Source organism: Mycobacterium sp. SA01 (genome assembly GCF_041287105.1).
Classification (GTDB): domain Bacteria; phylum Actinomycetota; class Actinomycetes; order Mycobacteriales; family Mycobacteriaceae; genus Mycobacterium.
The window spans coordinates 153,209-172,617 of sequence record NZ_JBGGNO010000020.1 but is presented as its reverse complement, the minus strand read 5'-3'; the positions used below and the strand labels follow the sequence as shown (position 1 = coordinate 172,617).

At 67.0% G+C, this 19,409-nt stretch carries 18 protein-coding genes; 4 read left to right on the top strand and 14 right to left on the bottom strand.

The window, feature by feature from the left end:
* Positions 1 to 34: 34 nt before the first annotated feature.
* From AB4879_RS19970 to AB4879_RS19955, 4 genes are read right to left on the bottom strand one after another with little or no spacing between them, the layout of a single operon-like run.
* Positions 35 to 862 (bottom strand): oxidoreductase, encoded by an 828-nt coding sequence (locus AB4879_RS19970; protein WP_370508971.1) that lies wholly within the window; start codon positions 860 to 862, stop codon positions 35 to 37.
* Positions 862 to 2,124: a hypothetical protein gene (locus AB4879_RS19965; RefSeq protein ID WP_370508970.1), complete on the bottom strand. Its 1,263-nt coding sequence runs from the start codon at positions 2,122 to 2,124 to the stop codon at positions 862 to 864. Before AB4879_RS19965 ends, AB4879_RS19970 begins: the two co-directional genes overlap by 1 nt.
* Complete coding sequence (locus AB4879_RS19960; protein WP_370509529.1) at positions 2,121 to 3,272, bottom strand: sulfotransferase; 1,152 nt, start codon at positions 3,270 to 3,272, stop codon at positions 2,121 to 2,123. Before AB4879_RS19960 ends, AB4879_RS19965 begins: the two co-directional genes overlap by 4 nt.
* A 22-nt stretch (positions 3,273 to 3,294) precedes the next feature.
* On the bottom strand, positions 3,295 to 3,738 hold the full coding sequence (locus AB4879_RS19955) for a nuclear transport factor 2 family protein (protein WP_370508969.1): 444 nt from the start codon (positions 3,736 to 3,738) through the stop codon (positions 3,295 to 3,297).
* 60 nt (positions 3,739 to 3,798) lie between these two features.
* On the opposite strand from AB4879_RS19955, the gene AB4879_RS19950 reads away from it, so the two are divergent.
* Positions 3,799 to 4,698 carry an SDR family NAD(P)-dependent oxidoreductase gene (locus tag AB4879_RS19950; RefSeq protein WP_370508968.1) on the top strand — a complete coding sequence of 300 codons (900 nt, stop codon included), beginning with the start codon at positions 3,799 to 3,801 and terminating at the stop codon, positions 4,696 to 4,698.
* 12 nt (positions 4,699 to 4,710) lie between these two features.
* On the opposite strand, the gene nhaA is transcribed toward AB4879_RS19950, so the two are convergent.
* The 4 genes from nhaA to AB4879_RS19930 are packed head-to-tail and all read right to left on the bottom strand — an operon-like array spanning position 4,711 to position 8,463.
* Positions 4,711 to 6,525, bottom strand: a complete 1,815-nt coding sequence (gene nhaA, locus AB4879_RS19945) for a Na+/H+ antiporter NhaA (protein WP_370508967.1) — start codon at positions 6,523 to 6,525, stop codon at positions 4,711 to 4,713.
* The gene (locus AB4879_RS19940) at positions 6,522 to 7,616 is read right to left on the bottom strand and encodes a glycoside hydrolase family 76 protein (RefSeq protein ID WP_102805133.1); all 1,095 of its coding nucleotides are present in this window, start codon (positions 7,614 to 7,616) and stop codon (positions 6,522 to 6,524) included. The genes nhaA and AB4879_RS19940 overlap by 4 nt, the downstream gene beginning before the upstream one ends.
* A gap of 15 nt (positions 7,617 to 7,631) precedes the next feature.
* The gene (locus AB4879_RS19935) at positions 7,632 to 8,276 is read right to left on the bottom strand and encodes a TrmH family RNA methyltransferase (RefSeq protein WP_370508966.1); all 645 of its coding nucleotides are present in this window, start codon (positions 8,274 to 8,276) and stop codon (positions 7,632 to 7,634) included.
* Positions 8,269 to 8,463, bottom strand: coding sequence for a hypothetical protein (locus tag AB4879_RS19930; protein ID WP_370508965.1), 195 nt, complete (start codon positions 8,461 to 8,463; stop codon positions 8,269 to 8,271). The genes AB4879_RS19935 and AB4879_RS19930 overlap by 8 nt, the downstream gene beginning before the upstream one ends.
* A gap of 593 nt (positions 8,464 to 9,056) precedes the next feature.
* Between AB4879_RS19930 and AB4879_RS19925 the strand changes: the two genes are divergently transcribed.
* From AB4879_RS19925 to AB4879_RS19915, 3 genes are read left to right on the top strand one after another with little or no spacing between them, the layout of a single operon-like run.
* A complete protein-coding gene (locus AB4879_RS19925; protein ID WP_102805368.1) occupies positions 9,057 to 9,812 on the top strand; it encodes a hypothetical protein in 756 nt (251 codons plus the stop codon).
* The gene (locus AB4879_RS19920; RefSeq protein ID WP_370508964.1) at positions 9,809 to 11,956 is read left to right on the top strand and encodes an Rv1355c family protein; all 2,148 of its coding nucleotides are present in this window, start codon (positions 9,809 to 9,811) and stop codon (positions 11,954 to 11,956) included. The genes AB4879_RS19925 and AB4879_RS19920 overlap by 4 nt, the downstream gene beginning before the upstream one ends.
* On the top strand, positions 11,953 to 13,803 hold the full coding sequence (locus AB4879_RS19915; RefSeq protein WP_370508963.1) for a putative bifunctional diguanylate cyclase/phosphodiesterase: 1,851 nt from the start codon (positions 11,953 to 11,955) through the stop codon (positions 13,801 to 13,803). The genes AB4879_RS19920 and AB4879_RS19915 overlap by 4 nt, the downstream gene beginning before the upstream one ends.
* A gap of 1 nt (position 13,804) precedes the next feature.
* Here the strand turns inward: AB4879_RS19915 and AB4879_RS19910 are convergent, their stop codons facing one another.
* The 6 genes from AB4879_RS19910 to AB4879_RS19885 are packed head-to-tail and all read right to left on the bottom strand — an operon-like array spanning position 13,805 to position 19,342.
* Positions 13,805 to 14,578 carry a hypothetical protein gene (locus AB4879_RS19910; RefSeq protein ID WP_370508962.1) on the bottom strand — a complete coding sequence of 258 codons (774 nt, stop codon included), beginning with the start codon at positions 14,576 to 14,578 and terminating at the stop codon, positions 13,805 to 13,807.
* An 8-nt stretch (positions 14,579 to 14,586) separates the two neighbouring features.
* Positions 14,587 to 15,147, bottom strand: a complete 561-nt coding sequence (pyrE, locus tag AB4879_RS19905; RefSeq protein WP_102805127.1) for an orotate phosphoribosyltransferase — start codon at positions 15,145 to 15,147, stop codon at positions 14,587 to 14,589.
* Positions 15,134 to 15,910, bottom strand: coding sequence for an SDR family NAD(P)-dependent oxidoreductase (locus AB4879_RS19900; protein ID WP_370508961.1), 777 nt, complete (start codon positions 15,908 to 15,910; stop codon positions 15,134 to 15,136). The genes pyrE and AB4879_RS19900 overlap by 14 nt, the downstream gene beginning before the upstream one ends.
* A gap of 17 nt (positions 15,911 to 15,927) precedes the next feature.
* Complete coding sequence (gene ttfA / locus AB4879_RS19895) at positions 15,928 to 16,713, bottom strand: trehalose monomycolate transport factor TtfA (RefSeq protein ID WP_102805125.1); 786 nt, start codon at positions 16,711 to 16,713, stop codon at positions 15,928 to 15,930.
* Positions 16,714 to 16,772: 59 nt separating this feature from the next.
* Entirely contained in the window at positions 16,773 to 18,125 is a 1,353-nt protein-coding gene (locus AB4879_RS19890) for an alpha/beta hydrolase domain-containing protein (RefSeq protein WP_370508960.1), read from the bottom strand.
* A complete protein-coding gene (locus AB4879_RS19885; protein WP_370508959.1) occupies positions 18,125 to 19,342 on the bottom strand; it encodes an FAD-dependent monooxygenase in 1,218 nt (405 codons plus the stop codon). The genes AB4879_RS19890 and AB4879_RS19885 overlap by 1 nt, the downstream gene beginning before the upstream one ends.
* Positions 19,343 to 19,409 lie beyond the last annotated feature (67 nt).

Genomic DNA, 19,409 nt, shown 5'->3' with positions numbered 1-19,409 from the left:
ATGGCGTAGCGGGCGTTTGCCCCTCACTTATCCGCTAGCGGGGGAAGTTGACGTCCTTGGTGACCGCTTCCCACTGATCGATCGATGCCGACAGAGCAGCGATCTTGTCCCGCATCGCCTTGAGGACATCTCGTCCGAGCAGCAGTCGCAGCGGCGGCTCGTCCAGCTTGGTCACCATCAAAACGGCTTCGGCGACCTTGCGCGGATCGCCGGGCAGATGGTCGGCGAATTGCTTGATCAGATCCTTGCGCGCGGCCACGTCGGCGTATTCGGTGATCGGCGCGCCGGATTCCTTCATCGAGCGCGATGCCCAATCGGTCCGGAACGCCCCCGGCTCGATCAGTGTCACCTTGATGCCCAGGGGCGCCACCTCGGCGGACAGCGCCTCGCTGACGGCCTCGAGTGCGAACTTGGTGGACGAGTAGTACGCATTGGGCGGGTTGGCCACCAAACCGGTCATCGAGGAGATGTTCACGATGTGCCCCGAACCGCGGGCCCGCATGGCGGGAAGCACCGCTTTCATCATGTCGACGGATCCGAAGTAGTTGACGTCGAACAACTTTCGGACCTCGGCGTCTTCGCCTTCCTCGACCGCCGACAGGTAGCCGTGTCCGGCGTTGTTGACCAGAACGTCGACGCCACCGAAGGCATCGTCGGCGGCGCATACCGCGGCCGCGATCTGATCGGCGTCGGTCACGTCGAGCGCGGCGGCCATCGCGAGGTCAGGAAACTCGTCCACCAGATCGGTGACGGCGTCCGCGCGGCGGGCGGTGACGAGCACCTGGTGGCCGTCTTGCAGTGCGGCACGGGCGATTTCGCGTCCGAAACCAGTGGAGCAGCCGGTGACCAGCCAGCGAGCCATCAGTTGGTCCTCTCGTTGGGCGTGCCTTCGGGTAGCCGGCGCAGATAGGCCTGCCGCCGCGACGCCAATTGTTCGGCCCGCTGCTCGGCGGTGACGCGGGCAAGGCCGGGGACCTCGTCGTCGAGCCGGTCGAGCGGGACGATGCGACCGGTGGCACCGAGATCGGGTGTCGGCCCGCCCTCGGCGAACTCCGCCATCCGCAGCGTGAGGACACCTTCCCGCAGGCCGTCGGAGTCGATCCAGTTGGCCACGCCGGGATCGACCGGGGAGATCACGTAGGTGTAGCTGCCGTCGGCGTCGGGCACCGACTGCGCCTTGTTCAGGCTGCCGGTGGCGTCGACGATGTTGAGCGTGGTGCCCCAGATGTTGCTCAACGGAACCGTGAAGTACTCGGCGCCACCGTCGTTGACGTTGACCACGAAGGTCTCCTCGGGACCGAGGTCGAACCGGCCCATCACATACACCTGGTTCTTCATCGCGCCCACTTTGTCCGCCGACCAGGCCAGGTTGAAGTGGTTGGCCGGCATCTTGTAGATGCCGTGGCTGAGCTTGCCGGTGAAGTTCGCGAAATACGCCATCATCGCCGCGGTCGCCTCGGCTTGTTCGTCGACGGTGCGGGCCGGTGTGCGGGGCGCGCCACCGAGACGTTCGACGGTGATGTGGTTGGGATCGTCACTGGCCCAGTCCAAAAGCACATCGCGGATGTAGAACTCGTGCGCTTCGGACGTGGTCTGTACGTGGTTGCGCCGACCGTTGGCCGGCTCGGAGTCCACGGTGATCGTGTAGCTGCCGTCGCTGTCGACGTCCATGGTCTTGCCGTTGAGCACAGCCACGGTGCCCATGTTGGCGTCCCACAGCGTGAAGTAATTCTCGGTCATCCGGTGTTCGCCGACGCGTCCGCGGATCTCGTAGCGCTCATCCCCCGAGATCGGGATGACCCGGTACACGGTGTCCGGATTGTCGATGCCCCAACGTGATCCGGGGATCTGCCGATCGCCCACCGGGTGCGCCAGCCGGGTGATGCAGCTGACCTTCGGCCGCAGCTTGTCCTGGTTGGACGACCACACCGCCGCCGAGAACATCACCTCGGCGAAGGCTGCGTCGAACCGCTCCCGCATGGCGTCGGAGGCTTTCGCGCGGCTCAGCCAGTTCTCCGCGACCGTCCGGTAGGCCTCTTTGACGGTCGGGTGTTCGGTCAGCTCGAGCGCGGCCAGCTCCTGCTCGTGCTGGGAGGGTGTCGCGACCGGGTCGTCGGCACTCATTGGTCGTCCTTTCGAAAACGCTTGTTGTACAACGAGAAACGTTCATCAACCTGCCCGCCACTGAGGCCGTAGGCACCAAGGTCGTACGGTGGGCGCGGAACCTCGCGCGGCCGGTTGGCCAGCCAGTCGGACATCGCGGTGGCCGCGGTGTCGGTCAGCTCCAGCCCGACGGCGTCGTAGACTCGGCGCACCTCACCGATCGGGTCGGCGACCGCATCTTCGTACTGGATGTCGGTGACCCGCACCGACTCGTCGGACCAACTGTTCCGCACGGCCATTGCGCGGTCGTTGGTCCAGCCCATCCGCTCCAGCCACTGCGCACCCACCCGCCGCGGGTCGACGTCGTCGGCGTGCATGGCGTGCAGGGTCGCGTTGAGACTGGCGCCGGAGGCGACAGTGGTACGCGGATCGCGATGCATGTGGACGATGTGGACGCCCGGGAATTCGTCGCGCAGCGCGTCGAGGTAGCCCAGATGGGCAGGTGATTTCAGCACCCAGCGACCGGCGGTGATCCCGCGGCGGCGCTGCTGCCACTGCAGGAATCGCAACATACGGTGCAGATAGCGGTAGGCCGGCGCGAAATCCTGGGTGTTGAGCCAGGATCGGTAGGTGGGCAGGTTGGCGCCGGACTCCGGAACATGCGACAGGAACGCATCGGCCAGGAAGACGATCTCCTCCTCGGCCTCCCTGGCATACATCGGATGGATGGCGAACAGTTCGGGCGCCAGCTCGCGGGACTTGGTCTCCCGCACCTCACTGATCGCGATGCGCGGGTCGGTACCGGCGAAATCGTGGTCGAGTTTCGGCGCGGCCTCGACCACCTCCCAGCCGCGGGCACAGTGCAGCCGGGTGTCGGCGGCGAGCAGACGCTGCAGCAGCGTGGTCCCGCTGCGCATCATCCCGACGACGACGATCGGCGCCTCGATCTGTTCGTCGAGGATCTCAGGATGCCGCTCGATCCACGCCTGGGTCCGCAGCCGCATGCGGAGGCTGTGCACGATGCCGGATCGCAGAATGTGCTCACCGATCGCATTGAGCCCCGCGCCGGGGTAGTCGTCGAGCAGGACGCCCAGAGGTTCCTCGAAGTCCCCGGGCCCCCAGTCGCTGCGCCCTTCCTTGCGCTGCGCGTCGGCCAGGACGGCCGCCATCGCAAAGGTGCCGGCCACCGGCTCAGAACTTCAGGTGCTGGCTCACGTCGCCGACTTGGTCGACGAACATGGTGCGCGAGTCGAACCACCACTGGCCGTCGATGCGGTGGAAGGTGTCGTGATAGTGCCCCGTGACGATGACCTGCAATTGCAGCTCCGGCGTGGCCTGGGTGACGCAGTAATAGGACCTGCTGCGGGCGGTGCCGGCCTCGTCGTCGATGTACAGCTGCACATTGCTGGTGTTGTGCTTGGTCTTCGGGGTCCCGTCCTCGTAGAGGCGGGTGGCCATCTCGTACATGCCGCGCACCCGGTCCCGGCCCTCGAAGACCGTCTCGGGTGGCCCGTTCTCCACACCGCAGATGCGTCCGTGCGCGAACAGGTCGGCGACGCCGTCGAGGTTGCCGGCGTCGATCAGTTCGGCATAGACGTAGATGAGGTTGGTGATCGCTTGCGCACTGTCACTCATGTCCAGCCGATGATCGCAGAGCAATTGCTTAGATGGGCTTGTTTGTCCAGAATTGCCGCTATGCTCGCCCGCGTGACTCAGTGGTCGCCGGCCCGGCTCGGCAATCTCACCGGTAAGCGGATCATCGTGACAGGCGCGACCAACGGCGTTGGCCTGGGCACCACGCGAGCCCTGGCCCGCGCGGGTGCCCACGTGATCATGGCTGTCCGCAACACCGCCCTCGGCGAGCAGCGCGCCGCCGAGATCACCGGGTCCACGGAGGTGATCGAGCTGAACCTGGCCGATCTCGGATCGGTCCGGGGCTTCAGCGACCGCCTCGACGGCGACGTCGACATCCTCATCAACAACGCCGGCGCATTGACCGACAAGCGCCACGAAACCGTCGACGGTTTCGAGACCACCTTGGGCACCAACGTGCTCGGCCCATTCGCGCTGACGAACCTGCTGTTCGCCAGGGTGCGGTCGCAGATCATCAACGTCTCCTCCGACGGTCACCGCCAGGCGACGCTCCGCCTCGACGACATGCATCTGCGCCACACCAAGTGGACGTCGATGAGCGCCTACACCCATTCCAAGCTGGTCATGATGTTGTGGGGCCTGGAACTCGACCGGCGGCTGCGCGCCGCCAACTCCGGCGTCGTCACCCAACTGGTGCATCCCGGCTGGGTGGCCTCCAACCTGACGCAGACGTCCGATTCGCCGTTGATGTCGTTGGCGCACACGGTGGCCAAAGGGGTGGCCGACCGGTTCGGCAACGACATCGACCAGGGCGCGGCACCGACCCTGTACTGCATCAGCGAGCCGATCCCCCCGGGCAGCTACGTCGGGGCCAGCGCCCGGCTGGGATTGCGCGGCGAGCCGGCGCTGATCGGCCGCTCCCCCAAGGCGTGTGACTACGACGCGGCGGCCCGAGTGGTGCAGTTCGCCGAAAAGGAAACCGGCACAACGATTCCGGTCTAGAGATCAGGTCGTTCAGCTCGGCCGCCCGGCCTCCAACGCGCGGATCAGGCTGGCCGCATCCCATGGGCCCTTGTGCCGAACGCCGTTGACGAAGAACGTCGGTGTCGCGTTGAGGTCCATCAGCTCGGCGTCCTGAGCGTCGTCGTCGACCCGGTGCAGCACCCGTGATGAATGCAGATCATCATCGAATTGTTCGATGTCACAACCGACTTGGTCGGCGTAGCGGTAGATGTGCTGCCATTCCAGGTAGTCCTGAAACTCGAACATCTGTGCCGCCAAGTCGAAGAACTTGCCCTGCAGGGCTGCGGCCTCGCTGGCCCGGGCGGCGTCGATGGCGCGCGGATGCACCCGCTCCAGTGGCAGGTGTCGCCACACGTAACGCAATCGGTCGCCGAAGTACTCGCGGACTTCGTCGATCGATCCGGTGGCACGGCTGCAGAACGGGCACTCGAAATCGCCATATTCCACCAGGGTCAGCGGCGCGTCGACCCGCCCGCGGATGTGGTCGCGTTCCGGGTCGACGTCGCGGACCAGCTTGTGGCCGACCGGGACCGGCGGGCTGAGCTTGTCGGTGAGCCGGAAGACGGCCCACCCCAACGTGAATGCGATCACCGATGCCGCCAGTACACCGACGCGGGCCAGGTCTGCCGAACGCGGATCGGGGATCGCCAGGTCGACGATGAACAGCGAGATGGTGAAGCCGATACCGGACAGTGCCGCACCGCCGGCGACGCGCCGCAACGTCAAGCCCGGCGACAGCCTGCCCATCCCGGTGCGCTGCACGATCCAGGTCGCGCCGGTGATGCCGATCAGCTTGCCGAGCACCAGGCCGGCCACCACACCCCAGGTCAGTGGTGAGCGGACGGCCGCCAGCACGGTGTCGGTGTCCAGCCGCACGCCGGCGTTGGCCAACGCGAACAACGGCAGCACCCCGAACGAGACGTAGGGCCCGAACCCCGTCACCAGCCGCTCGTTGATCGAGATCGAGTCGCGCAGGCTCCGGGTGGCGGCGCGCGCGTACTCCGAGTTCGGTGACTGGCGGAACGCCCGGATCACGTCGACGGCCGCCTCCACTCGTTGGCGCTCGGGTGTGAACACCGGGATCACCAAGGCCACCAGCACACCGGCGAGGGTGGGGTGCACTCCGCCGGCGAAGAGTGCCAGCCAGAGGGCAACGGCGAGAATCGAATACGACACCCCGCGCAGAGCGGCCGGCAGGTAGCGCACGCCGATCAGCGCACCGACGAGCACCACGGCGACCACCAGCGGACCGACGCGGATCTGTTCGGAATAGAACAGCGCGATGGCGGCCAGTGCACCCACGTCATCGACGACGGCCAACGTCAGCAGGAACGTCCGCAGCCGCGCCGGATACTGGGGCGCGATAATGGCCAGCGCCCCGACCAGGAACGCGGTGTCGGTGGAGATGACCACACCCCAGGCGCTGGCGTCCTGACCGGAGGGGTTGAACAGCAGGAAGATCACCGCGGGCATCGTCAGCCCGGCGATCGCGGCGACCACGGGTACCAGGGCGCGGGAACGCTCGGTCAGTTCGCCGATGGTGAACTGGGCCTTGACCTCCAGTCCGACGATGAAGAAGAAGAACGCCATCAATGCGTCGTTGACGAGTTCCTTGACCGTCAACTCACCATGCATGTTTCCGAAGCTCAGGCCGACATGCGTTTCCCAGAACTCGGAATAGGTGTGCGCCCAGGGCGAATTCGCCCACAGGATGGCCGCAAGGGTGAATGTCAGCAGTAGGGCCGCGGCGGCGTTCTCGCCAAAGCGCTTCGCTGTCGGGTCGCGACCCAACCGGCTCCCTCTCACGCTGTCACCGTATGCGCCGCCTCCATCAACATCCAACCCGACAGCTGCACCGACAGATCACGTTCGGGTGTCTGCGACGAGTTCACCGCGCCCTCGACGAACTGTGCCTGTCCGCCACCGGCGGTGGGGATCTCGGCGATGCTGCCCCAGGAGGGGCCGAACAACGGCAACCCGTCGACGTTTTGGCGGTTGTCCCACGCCGCCTGCGCCGACGCCAGCACGACAGCGCGAGCGCTCTCGCGGGTGTCCGCCGCCGCGTCGCCGGGCAGGATCGTCGCGGTGAGCGCAAGGTAGCGGGCGGTGATCCCGGCGAACAGGCCCCCGTCGCCGCCGCCGGCCCCATTCAGGATGCCGTCGGGCGCCATGTGTTCACCGATCGCCGCGACCAGTCGCCGCACCCGATCCGCGTGCCGGTCGTCGTGCGTGCGCGCGGCGAGCTCGGCCTCCAAACCCAGCACCACGCCCTGGCAGTAGGTGTACTGGGCGCGGACCAGCGACCCGGCCTTGATGCCGTCGAACACCAGGTGGGTCTCGGGGTCGATCAAGGTCTCGTCGATCCAGTCGGCCATCTGCTGGGCCCGGCGCAGCCGGTCGTCATAGCGACTCAGGAAGATCCCGGCCGGGCCGTTGGCGGGAGCGTTGAAGAACTGATCCTGCTTGCGCCAAGGGATTCCGCCGCCGTCTTCAGGTACCCAGGAGCTGATGAACTGGTCGCATAACGTTTTCAGCGCCCGTGGCCGTCCTATGCCGGCCACCCGGTCGGCGCGTTCGAGCGCCAATGCCAGCCAGGCCATGTCGTCGTAGTAACTGTTGGTCCAACGTCCGTTGTTGCGCAGCCGGTGCCCGCGGATCTGCCGCTTGATCTCGCCGAGCCGGTGCGGCTGCGGGTCACGCAACTGCGCATCGACAAGGCAGTCGAGCAGGTGCGCCTGCCACCAGTAATGCCATGTCCCGAACAGCCGGTCCCGGCGGGCGGACGGCCACGCCACGACGCCGAGTTGCGTTCCGGGCAGCCCCCAGAGCCGGCGCAGGTGCCGCGTCGCGACGGCTGTTTCGGCGCTGGCAGCGCGGTTCGCCCACAGCTGGTCCATGCCGTCAATCCTGCCCTACCAGGCCTGCGAAAGGTCGGCCCATTGCCTGATCCAGGCGTGCATCGCGATGCCGGCGGCGACGGCGGCGTTGACGCTGCGTGTCGACCCGAATTGAGCGATCGAGACGGTGACCGCCGCGCCGGTCTGGGCAGCCTCGGAGATGCCCGGCCCCTCCTGCCCGAAGACCAGCACGCAATCCCGCGGCAGCACGGTGGTTTCCAGCGGCACCGCGCCCGGGACGTTGTCGACAGCGACAACGGTCAGTCCGGCACCGGCGGCGAAAGCCAGCAGGTCCTCGGTGTTCTCGTGATGGGCCAGCCGTTGGTAGCGGTCGGTGACCATGGCGCCGCGGCGATTCCACCGCCGCCTGCCGACGATGTGCACGGTGTCGACAGCGAATGCGTTGGCGGTGCGGACCACCGCGCCGATGTTGGCGTCGTTGCCGAAATTCTCGATCGCGATGTGCAAGGCGTGTCTGCGCCGATCGATATCGGCGATGATCGCTTCCCGCGTCCAGTACCGGTATGCGTCGACGACGTTGCGAGTGTCGCCCTGGCGCAACAAGTCCGGGTCGTAGCGGGGATCGTCGGGCAGGTCGCCCACCCAGGGGCCGACGCCAGGGGCCCCGGTGCTCCATTCGGTGGGACCGGCGTCAGTCACGACTGACCCAGACCGCGGCGTGGGCGCCGATCACCGACTCGGTCGCATTCAGCAGGGCGTCGTTCGGCCGGATCAGCACGGAAGCACCATAGGCCGCGCCGTGTTCGTGCACCGCACCTAGGCTCGCCGTCTTCGTGAGTCGTCGCTGCCCGGCGGCGTCGATGAGGATGCCGATGTCGAAGAGCACGAATTCACCGTTCCAGCGAAATTCAGCAACTCTGACGCTCCGGCCCAGCAGTGCCGGCGACTCACCGATCTTTGCGTGCGCGCCACTATAGGTCGATTTGCTGGGGGAATCTGCGCATGGGGTTGCGCAGATCAGACTGAGAGCAGCCGGTATTGAGGTGCCGAGGGCGGTGAATTTCCCTCGCGGCGCGGCGGTGCCAGGGGGCGGCAACAGAGGTGCGATACAGGTCACCCAGCACCCTTTCTGCCCCCTAGATCACGCTCGGCACATACCATGCGCCCGCTACGGCACCGGTAATAACAGATTGGTCTCAGCCGATATGGAGTCTAGGGTCTCCAGCTCCCTCAGCAGGTGCGCCGCCCTTGACCAGGAATTCTGTGCGCACAGGTGTTCACGCAAGCCGCGCTGTCGGCCGGAGTTCACTGCGGATTTCGTCGGCTACCCCCCGGTAACCAGCGCTTTTCCTGCTAACGGCTGGAGTCTTGGCACGTTTCGGCGAGATACTGATATTTGCAAGTTCGAATAAATAACCCATGTTCCACCCCGGTACCCGCTGCGGGACCCCCTACCGCAGGCCCCTCCAAAGATGGGAAATGATGAACGCCTCCGTGCTGGCCTTTCCGGAACAAAAGCTCTACACACTGCCCGAAACCATTAGCTGGCGCGACGCCGATACCGGGTGCACGATCGTGCTGGCCCAACCGGACAGCGAACCTGGGCTATGGGAGGACTACCTGCAGGGAGCGCTGAATAGTTATGCGAAGCACGGCGTTGAGGCGGCGCTGGACATCGACTCGTTCCGGGACGGCCGCGACACGACTCTGTTCTATACCGCCCTCGACGACAACGGAAAAATGCTCGGCGGGCTGCGGGCAAAAGGTCCGTACCTCCTTGCCGATGAATCGCACGCGATCGTCGAATGGGACGGCCAGCCCGGCCAGGACGCCGTCCGCAAAATGATCACCGACCGCCTGCCGTTCGGTGTGGTGGAGATGAAGTCGGCGTGGGTCAGTGACGATCCGGCCCGCAGCGGTGAGCTCACCCGCGCGTTCGCGCGCACCGCCTTCCCCACGATGACCCTGCTGGGGGCCCAGTTCATCCTGGCGACCGCGGCCGCGCACGTCTTGGACCGGTGGAGCACCTCGGGCGGCGTGGTGGCTACCAAGATCCCGGCGGCGGCTTACCCCAGCGATCGCTACCGCACCAAGATGATGTGGTGGGATAGGCGCACGTTCGCCAACCACGCCGAGCCGGGGCAGTTGGCCAAGATCGTCAAGGAGATGCGCATGCTGGCCACGATTTCGGACGAGTTCAGCGGCTTCGGCATGCAGTACGGGAGCGGCATGTGAGTTTCGACGTCTCCGCCGGCACCGGCGCAGACGCGTACAACGCGCGGATTCTGCTCGACGACGATCCCCACGACGAAACCATATTGGCTCGGTTGCGCGCCGATGCGCGCACCGAATTCATCGATGGCTCTTCGGAATTCACGGATGCACTCCGCTCGCTTCGCCCTGCGGTGGAACCTGAACTTCTCGCCGAACCGATGCGCTGGGCGTACTACCCCTGGCGACACTCCGTGGTGGCTGTGCCGGGCCCCCAAGCGTTTCGCCGGCTGCGGCTCGACCGCAACCGCAACATGATCACGCTCGCCGAACAACAGCGACTGGCCGCCGTGACCATCGGCGTGGTGGGTTTGTCGGTCGGCCACGCGATCGCCCATACCCTTGCCGCCCAAGGGTTGTGCGGTGAGCTGCGGCTGGCCGACTTCGACACGTTGGAACTCTCCAACCTCAACCGGGTCCCCGCAACCGTGTTCGACATCGGCGTGAACAAGGCGATCGTGGCAGCGCGACGGATCGCCGAACTCGACCCGTACCTCCGTGTGCACGTGCTGACCGACGGCCTGACCATGGACACGATGGGCGGTTTCCTCGACGGGCTGGACATCGCCGTCGAGGAATGCGATTCCCTGGACATCAAGGCTGCGATACGAGAGGCGGCTCGTGCCCGCCGCGTTCCGGTACTCATGGCCAGCAGCGACCGCGGCCTGATCGACGTCGAACGCTACGACCTCGAACCTGACCGGCCGATCCTGCACGGCCTGCTTGGCGACATCGGTGTTGCCGAGCTCGCCGGTCTGAGCAGTACCGACAAAGTGCCGCACGTACTGAGCATCATCGACGCGGGCCGGCTCTCCGCGCGTGGTGCGGCCTCACTGGTCGAAGTCGGCCGCACGCTGTCCACGTGGCCTCAGGTCGCCGGTGACATCGCCGTCGGCGCGGCCACGGTAGCCGAGGCTGTCCGCCGGATCGGCCTTGGCGAACGACTGCAGTCGGGCCGGGTGCGCATCGACGTGTCCCACTCACTGGACAACTTGGAAGAACCCGTGCGCCGGCCCGAGCCGGCCTCCGCCGTCCCTGCCCACCCGGTAGGACGAGCCGACACCACACCCGCCGACACTGTCGCGGCTGCGGCACGCTGCGCCCCGTCCGGGGGAAACATGCAGCCGTGGAACGTCATGTCGCACAATGACTCGGTGACCGTCGAGCTGGACCCGAAGTACACCTCGACGATGGACGTCGCGTACCGGGGCAGCGCCGTCGCGGTCGGGGCGGCCACATTCAACGCCCGGGTCGCCGCCGCGGCGCTCAGCATGCTCGGGCCGGTCGACATCTCCGAGGACAACGACCAGACCACACCGCTGCGTGCGGTCGTTCGACTGGCGGCGGGCAGCGACGACACCCTGGCCGCGCTCTACGAACCGATGCTGGAGCGGGAAACGAACCGCCACCGCGGCGCACCCACACAGCTCACGCCGGCGATCGTCGCCGATCTCCAGGCCGCCGCAGAGTCCGAGGGCGGCACGCTTCGGCTGCTGACCGAACGTCCGGACATCGAACATGCGGCCGCCATCTTGGCGGCCACCGACCGGATCCGCTACCTGCAGCCACGTCTGCACGCCGAGATGATCTCCGAAGTTCGCTGGCCCGGCGACGACACCTCTGACGGACTCGACATCCGCACCCTCGAGCTGGCCCCCTCCGACCTCGCCACACTGGACGTCCTGCGCCGTGGCGACGTGATGGCCCGCTTGGCGCAATGGGATGCCGGTGCGGCCCTCGGCCAAGACGTGACCGACCGCGTGCTGTCCAGCTCGGCGCTCGGGGTCGTGACGTTCGCCGGAAGCGCGCTGACCGACTATGCCCGCGGCGGCGCCGCAGTCGAGGCGGTATGGGTGGCCGCCCAGCGGCTCGGCTTGGGCGTCCAGCCGGTCTCGCCGGTATTCCTATACGCCCATGATGACCGGGACCTGGAAGAACTGGCCGCCGAATACGTCGCGCAACTGCGAGACCTCCAACACCGGTTCCGTTCATTGACAGGGACCGCGTCGAACGAGGCCCAGGCTCTGGTGCTGCGGTTCAGCCACGCGCCACGACCGTCGCTGCGCAGTAGCCGTCGCGCAGCCGATAGGGGGACACTCGGGGAATGAGCCTCGACAACCTCGTCACGAATGTGGCCGCCAAGCTCATGGCGGCCACATCCGCGACCTCGGCTCAGGTCAGCCAGGACGTACTCGCGGACCTGGTGGCGTCGTTCGGTGTCGATTTCAGCTTCCTGCGGTACAACGACCACGCGATCCGGGCCACCGTGCTCATCGCAGAGTGGCCGCCGCGGCCGGACGTGCCGGATCCCGATCCTCTCGGGGTGGTGTACTTCGACGGCGCCGACCCGATTTTCGCGGCCGCGGAGAACGCCAAGGAGCCCGTTTTCTTCTCTCCCGAGCCGGCCCCCGATGACGCCGACGACTACCAGCGCCGGGTCCAGGAGGCCAGCGGTGTGACCCTGCCCTCGCTGGCGTCAGTGCCGTTGCTGTCGGGTGAAATCACCACCGGGTGTCTGGGATTCATCAAGATCGGGATCAAGGATTGGACACCCGAGGAAACCAACGCGCTCAAGGCGATCGCCTCGTTGTTCGCCCAGGTGCAGGCGCGGGTGGTCGCCGAAGACCAGCTGCGTTACCTCGCCGAGCATGACGATCTGACCGGGCTCTACAACCGGCGGGCATTGCTGGCCCACATCGATGATCGGTTGCGGGTCGGTCAGGAGGGGCCCGTCTCGGTGCTGTTCCTCGACCTCGACCGACTCAAGGCGATCAACGATTATCTGGGGCATCATGCCGGTGACTGGTTCATCCAGGCGTTCGCCGAACGGTTGCGCGAGGAGACCGGCGACGGAGACGTGATCGCACGCCTCGGTGGCGACGAGTTCGTGATCGTGCCGGCCGGTTCTGTGGACGCCGGCGCCGCCGAGGCACTGGCCCACCGGCTACAGGATGCGTTGCGCGACCGGGTGACGATCGGCGGTGAGACTCTCACCCGCACGGTCAGTGCTGGTGTCGCAGTTGGTGTTCCGGGGCGAGATACCACATCGGACCTGCTACGCCGCGCCGACCAGGCAGTGCTCAACGCCAAGAACGCCGGCGGCAACAAGATCGCGGTGTTCACCGACGAGATGTCGCTGAGAAGCGAATTCCGCAACGACATCGAGTTGCATTTACAGAACGTGATCGACACCGGGTCGCTGATCCTGCACTACCTGCCCGAGGTCGACATGCGCACCGGGGAGATCCTGGCGACCGAGGCGCTGGTGCGCTGGCAACACCCGACCCGCGGTCTGCTGCTGCCGGACTCGTTCATCCACGTCGCCGAATCCATCAATTTGGCAGGCGAATTGGGCCGCTGGGTGATGCGCACCGCATGCGAGGAGTTCAGTCGCTGGCAGGCCAGCGGCATCGCCAAGGATGCGGTCATCCGGATCAACGTCTCCCCCGTGCAGCTGGTCGCCGACGGGTTCGTCCAATCGGTCGCCGACACGATCGCCGAATTCGGCCTCGACGGCAAGTCTGTATGTCTGGAGATCACCGAAAGTGTTGTGGTGCAGGACATCGAGACCACCCGCATCACACTTGCCGGACTCAAAGATGTCGGTGTGCGCATCGCGATCGATGACTTCGGCACCGGTTACAGCGTGCTCACCCATCTGAAATCGCTGCCGGTGGACACCCTCAAGATCGACAAGGGCTTCGTCCTCGAGCTGGGCACCAACCCGGAAGATCTGGCGATCGTCCGGGCGATCATCGCGCTGGCCGAAGCGTTCAACCTCGAACTGGTCGCCGAGGGTGTGGAGTCGCCGACCGCGGCGATGACCCTTCTCCAGCACGGCTGCCACCGCGCTCAGGGCTTCCTGCTGTCGCGGCCCATCCCCAGCGATGCCATGGCTGAGTTGTTCGCCAAACGGGTTATCCCAGTGGACTTTTCCGTGCCGATCCGGAACTGACTCAGAGGCTGTCCAGCAGTTCCACGCGGCCGAATCTGCTGGCTGTCCGACTCATCAGCGCGACCTGAGCACCCTCGGGGAGCCCGGTTTGGACAGGCCAGTCGGCCTCGGCGGGCGCCGGTCCGATCGACAGCGCCACACCTGCGGTCGCACGCACCAGTCGCGTCTGTTCCGGTGTGGACAACTCCGCGCCGGCGATGCGCCCGTGCTCAAAAATCAACCGCTGCAACGCCATACCGCGCGCACCGTAGATGTCTCGCGCGTCGGCCTGCTGACGCAGCCACTGGGCCAGCGCCCAGCCGGGGCGGTCCGAATCGGGCCGGTAGTCGCCCAGCACCGCAACCCGGACGGTCTCGGCGGATTCGGCGCGCATCGGCGTCATGATGTCGGGCACCTGGCTGTAGATCACGCCGAACGGCGAGGCGAGGCAGCGCACCGACCAGTCACGCAACCGGGAGCCGAAGAACGGCTCAATCGTGGCGCGGCGGTCGGTCCTGACCGGCACCGGTTCGGCCCGAACGGCTGTCAGCTCGAGATCCCGGTCCGGCGTACCGTCGAGCCCGAGGTCTTCGGTCATCGAAGCCAGGTAGGCAGCGGTATCGGGATCCAATGCCTGCCAGGAGATCTCGGCGTCCGCGATCTCCACGTCCAGATCGTGGTCGTCGCAGCAGATCGCGTGGGCGAGCGCGCCGGGACCGGCGCCGGCGCAGATCACGTCGACGACGTCGTCCCACGGCCATTCCGAAGCCTCGATGAGCTCCTCGTCGTTTTTCACCGGAGGTATCAGGTGGTGGGCAGGCCCAGGTCGGCCAGACCCAGCAGGCTCCGGTAGGGCACCCCTTCGGCCTCGATCGCCTCGGCCGCCCCGGTTGCCCGGTCCACCACCGTCGCGACCCCCACGACGGTCCCACCCGCCTCGCGCACACTCTGCACGGCGGTCAGTGCGGAGCCGCCGGTGGTGCTGGTGTCCTCGACCACCAGGACCCGCTTGCCGGATACTTCCGCGCCTTCGATCAGACGTTGCATCCCATGGCTTTTCACCGCTTTGCGCACCACGAAGGCGTCGATCGGACGGCCCGGCGCGTGCATGACCGCGCCGGCCACCGGGTCAGCACCCATGGTCAGTCCGCCGACGGCCGCGTAGTCCCAGTCCGCGGTCAGCTCGCGCATCAGCCGACCAATCAGCGGGGCGGCCCGATGATGCAAGGTGGCGCGGCGCAAGTCGACGTAGTAGTCGGCCTCCTTGCCCGACGACAGGGTCACCCTGCCGAACACCACAGACAGCTGGCGGACCAGCTCGGCGAGTTCGGCGCGTTCGGTGGCGTTGAGTTCAGGTGCGCCCACGGCCTCTTCCTATTCCGTTGTTGACCGCGCGGACCAGCCCACGCGGAACGCGTCGGCCCACCGAGGTCAGTACCTTGTACTGCAGGCCGGGAATGCTGATGACCTTGCCCTTGGCCACATCGGCCAGGCTTTCGGCGACAACGTCATCGACATTGAGCCACAAGATGTTCGGGATCGACTTCATGTCGATGCCGGCCCGCTCATGGAACTCGGTGTGCACGAATCCCGGGCAGACGGCGTGAATGCTGACGCCGGTACCGGCGATACCGTTGGCGAGCCCTTCGGTGAACGACACCACCCAGGCTTTCGATGCCGAATAAGTCGATCCGCGACCCGACAACAGCCCGGCCACACTGGCGATGTTGATCACGGTGCCCGAGCCGGCCTCGATCATCGACGGCAGGGCCGCGCGGGTGAAGTGCATGACGGCGGTGACGTTGACGTCGAGCTGGGCCTGCAGCTGGGCGGGGTCGGCGGTCCAGAACTCGCCGGACGTGCCGAAGCCGGCGTTGTTCACCAGCACCTGCACCCCGGCGGCCAGCCGGTCGGCGACTCGGGCGCGGTCGGCAGCCTCAGTGAGGTCGGCGGGCAGCACCTCGACGTCGACACCGTGGGGGGCCCTCAGCTCGGCGGCGAGGTCCTCGAGTCGATCCACGGAGCGGGCGACCAGTACGAGGTTGTAGCCGTCGCGCGCGTAACGGCGGGCGTAGCCCGCACCAAGGCCCGCGGTGGGACCGGTGATCAGGGCGACAGGACGGGGCACGCGGCGACCCTACCGGGTCAGCGCTGGTAGTTGGGAGCCTGAGTGCCAGTCTGGCCGACACTGCGCGGCTGCTGCGGGCGCAGCGGCGGCGGAGCGTCGACGTGTCCAGGCGGCAGTTCCCGGCGGCCGGCAGGGGCCAGCGGGCGGCCCGGGGAGGCGTTGCGCCGCCCGGCCGATTGAGTCAGTGCCGGCTGCACGGTCGGCGGCAGCACCCGCAGCAGGTCGTTGAACTGCCGCACGGTGCGCAGGCCTTCATCCCACTGGGCCCGGGTGGACGTGATCGGCATGGAGACCAGCGTCCAGTTCTGCTCGTTCCACATGATCTCGGCGCAGTCCGGCGCGGTGTGGGCGAACGTCACCATCCGGCGGTCACACGCCCGGCGGGCGGCGTCGAGGTTGGTCGAGTAGACCATCCGCGGGCCGATGGCGCCCAGCAGCCAGACGTCGCTCTCCCGCGGCTCGGCGATGCCCTTGAGGCGCAGGTCCATCACCACGTTGGTGCCGACCTTGCGGTGCAGCGCGATCACGGTGGCGACGTCTTCGAGGTCGAAGATGTACACCGCTTCACCGCGGATCTGCCCGAGCACCACGTTGCGGGCGGTGACATCGCCGACGGTGGACATCACCCCGCGCTTCCAGCGGTCGATGATCTCGGCGGACTCGGGTTCGAAGTCGAACCCGTGCGACCGCGCCCAGGACTTACGGCGGCGGCCCAGACCACGTCGACGACCGATGTCGACGTACAACAGCACCGCCGCACCCACGAAGCAGAGCGCGGACAGCGTGAACCAGAACGGAACCATTAGCCCTAGCGTATCTGCTCACTGCCCGGAAGCGAGAACTCCAGCAGGTCACAGACCTATTACGGCCCGGTCGCCTCGGCGAGTTCGAGGATTTCCGTGCGGTCGGCCGCCAGCAGGACACCGGCCGCGATGGCCGTGTCCAGCGCAGCGGTGAACCGCTCCAGGTATTCGGCGCCGCCGCCCGGATACAACTCGGCCAGCGTCGCGGCGTCGAACGGCTGTCCCGAGCCGAAGATGGCGAGCAGCACGTTGTCGTCGCCGCTGCCCCCCGATGTCCGAGCCGTGGGCACGTCGACCCAGGGCGTTCGCACGCCGCCGGTGGCCACCCCGTGCGTATCGAGGACTATTTCGGCGGGATCAGTGTCGATCAGGTCGATCCGCGGCGCGCTCGGCGCCGGCCTTCCGGTGCGCACCCAGTCGTGCAACTGCGCGACCGCGGCCTGCAGCACGTAGTGGTGTTGCGGGGCGAAGTTGATGAAGTGCGGCAGCTGCTGGCCCATCAGGTCATTGGTGGGCGCGTAGGCCGCCACGATCTGCTCGAGCGGGACGGCGCCGTTGTCGATGAAGCCGACCCGGATCGTGTAGTTGTCGGCGTGCGCCGAGCCGGGGATCTCCCAGACCCGTAGATGCTCGGCGTCCGGTACGCGGGCGTGCCGATAGCCCAGCAGCCGCGCGCCGAGCAGATCGGTCTCGGTGATCACGGCGAGCACCGGCACGCGCAGGTCGGCGCGAAACGGCACCGGTACGGAGTGGAACGACCCGGATTCGTCGAGCAGGGAGGTCCCGTCCAGCGGTGCCGCCGAGCCGAACCGGGAGTGGATCAGGAAGCCGTCGAACACCGCCACGTTCGGATCGACCTCGTTGACGTAGGTGGTCAGGAAGGTGGCCGACTGCGATTCCCCGGCCGCCAGCACGACGTCCGGGGCCAAACTGCCGACCCTGCCGGCACGCACGGCCCGGCCCACCTGGGTGAAGATGTCGTAGGCGTACGCGTCGCCCGGGTGGCAGAGGTCTGAATAGCGTTGCGGATCCAGTGTTTTCAGGGACGCATCGCCGACCAGGCTGAGGCCGCCCTCGATGCCGACTCGTTGGGCGGAGACGACGACGTAGGCGTATCCGCTGCGGGCGATCTCCCGGTGCGCCATGAACCAGACGGCGGGGGCATCGATTCCGCCGCTGACGTTGAGCCATTCGACGATGGCGGTCCCGTTCCAGGCGGCGTCGTCCACCGGTCGAAGCACGACGATGCGGGTGACGTAGTCCGCTGATTGGTCGAGCGCGTAGGAGGCCGCGGTGCCCGAGACGAAGAACTCGTCGGCGCGGTATCCCAGCGTCGCCAGGTCGTAGGCGCCGAGCAGCAGATTCGGTTGCCCGGGAACCGCGGTGATGACGGGATCAGTGGTCGGCACCATCAATCAATAGCAGAGGCGGGCACCGGGTAGTCGGGGTAGTCCATGGCGTCGTAGAGCCGGACGCCGGTGGTGTTGAGCTTGGCGACGGCCCTGGTCAGACCCGCCGGCAGCGCGTCGAGGGTGCGGCCTGCGGCGACCAGCGCCCACACCCCGAATTCCGTACGCGGCACCAGGCTCTTGGCCACCGTGCGGGCGAACGCGCGGCTGTGCCGCACCGGGTCGGCCATCACCGCCTCGTACGCGGCGAACGCGGCGGCGTGATCACCCCCGGCCCGCTCGAGTTCACCGGCGAGCACATAGGCACCGAGCACCGCCAGGCTGGTGCTGCCGCCGACTGCGGGTCCCGGGCAGTACCCCGCGTCGCCGACCAGGGTGACCCGGCCCCGCGACCAGCTGGTCAGCTCCAGTTGGGTGATCGAGTCGAAGTAGAACGAGCCCGGGCCATCGAGTTCGGCGAGCCAGCGATCGACGATCGGATTGAGCCCGGCGAACGCGGCGCGCAGCAGCACTCGCTGCCGTGCCTCGTCCCGGTGGTGATAGTCCAGCGGTTGTTCGGGCCGGAACAGGAACACCGCGCGGGCATCGTCGAGGTGGTCGGCGGTGTAGATCATCGCCCATCGCCTGGTATCAACGAAGTTCGTCATTTCACCGTCGCGCGCAAAGCTTTTCGGCACCGACAGCACAGCAAGGTAGCCGCCGAGGAACTGGCTGTGCCCGGCGTCGGCACCGAAGACGAGTTGCCGCACACCGGAATGCAATCCGTCCGCACCGACGACGATGTCGTAGCGACGCGGCCCGGCGTGGGCGAAGTCGACGGTGCCGTCGTCGGCGATCGCGGTGATCTGGTCGCCGAACAGATATTCGGCATCATCGCGACCGGCGTCGTAGTAGATCTGGCTCAGGTCGTCGCGCATGATCTCGACGTGCTGGTCCGAGATGACACCGACCAGTTTCAGGTAGTCCACGTCGACCGGCGGACGCCCGTTGGTGCGTTGCAGGATCATCCGGGTGGTGCCGGTCGCACGCGCCCGGACCTGGTCGATCACCCCCATCCGCGCGGAGATCTCCATCGCGGGCCGGAACAGGTCGACCGCGTGACCGCCGGTCTTACGCAGTGCCGCAGCGCGTTCGACGACGGTGACGTCGAAGCCGCGACGAGTGAGCCAGTAGGCCAGGACGGGTCCGGCGATGCTGGCACCTGAGATGAGCACGCGCATGGTTGCCTCCACTTCACTTACTTAACGGTCGGTAAGCATATCGGCCACGAGCTTACTTAACAATCGG

Bases quoted from the DNA above. Each gene is read 5' to 3' on its own strand.
- AB4879_RS19970 (WP_370508971.1), bottom strand. From the start codon at position 862: ATGGCTCGCTGGCTGGTCACCGGCTGCTCCACTGGTTTCGGACGCGAA.
- AB4879_RS19940 (WP_102805133.1), bottom strand. From the start codon at position 7,616: ATGGACCAGCTGTGGGCGAACCGCGCTGCCAGCGCCGAAACAGCCGTC.
- AB4879_RS19955 (WP_370508969.1), bottom strand. From the start codon at position 3,738: ATGAGTGACAGTGCGCAAGCGATCACCAACCTCATCTACGTCTATGCC.
- AB4879_RS19960 (WP_370509529.1), bottom strand. From the start codon at position 3,272: ATGGCGGCCGTCCTGGCCGACGCGCAGCGCAAGGAAGGGCGCAGCGAC.
- ttfA (WP_102805125.1), bottom strand. From the start codon at position 16,713: ATGGTTCCGTTCTGGTTCACGCTGTCCGCGCTCTGCTTCGTGGGTGCG.
- AB4879_RS19950 (WP_370508968.1), top strand. From the start codon at position 3,799: ATGCTCGCCCGCGTGACTCAGTGGTCGCCGGCCCGGCTCGGCAATCTC.
- AB4879_RS19885 (WP_370508959.1), bottom strand. From the start codon at position 19,342: ATGCGCGTGCTCATCTCAGGTGCCAGCATCGCCGGACCCGTCCTGGCC.
- AB4879_RS19965 (WP_370508970.1), bottom strand. From the start codon at position 2,124: ATGAGTGCCGACGACCCGGTCGCGACACCCTCCCAGCACGAGCAGGAG.
- AB4879_RS19890 (WP_370508960.1), bottom strand. From the start codon at position 18,125: ATGGTGCCGACCACTGATCCCGTCATCACCGCGGTTCCCGGGCAACCG.
- AB4879_RS19915 (WP_370508963.1), top strand. From the start codon at position 11,953: ATGAGCCTCGACAACCTCGTCACGAATGTGGCCGCCAAGCTCATGGCG.
- AB4879_RS19925 (WP_102805368.1), top strand. From the start codon at position 9,057: ATGATGAACGCCTCCGTGCTGGCCTTTCCGGAACAAAAGCTCTACACA.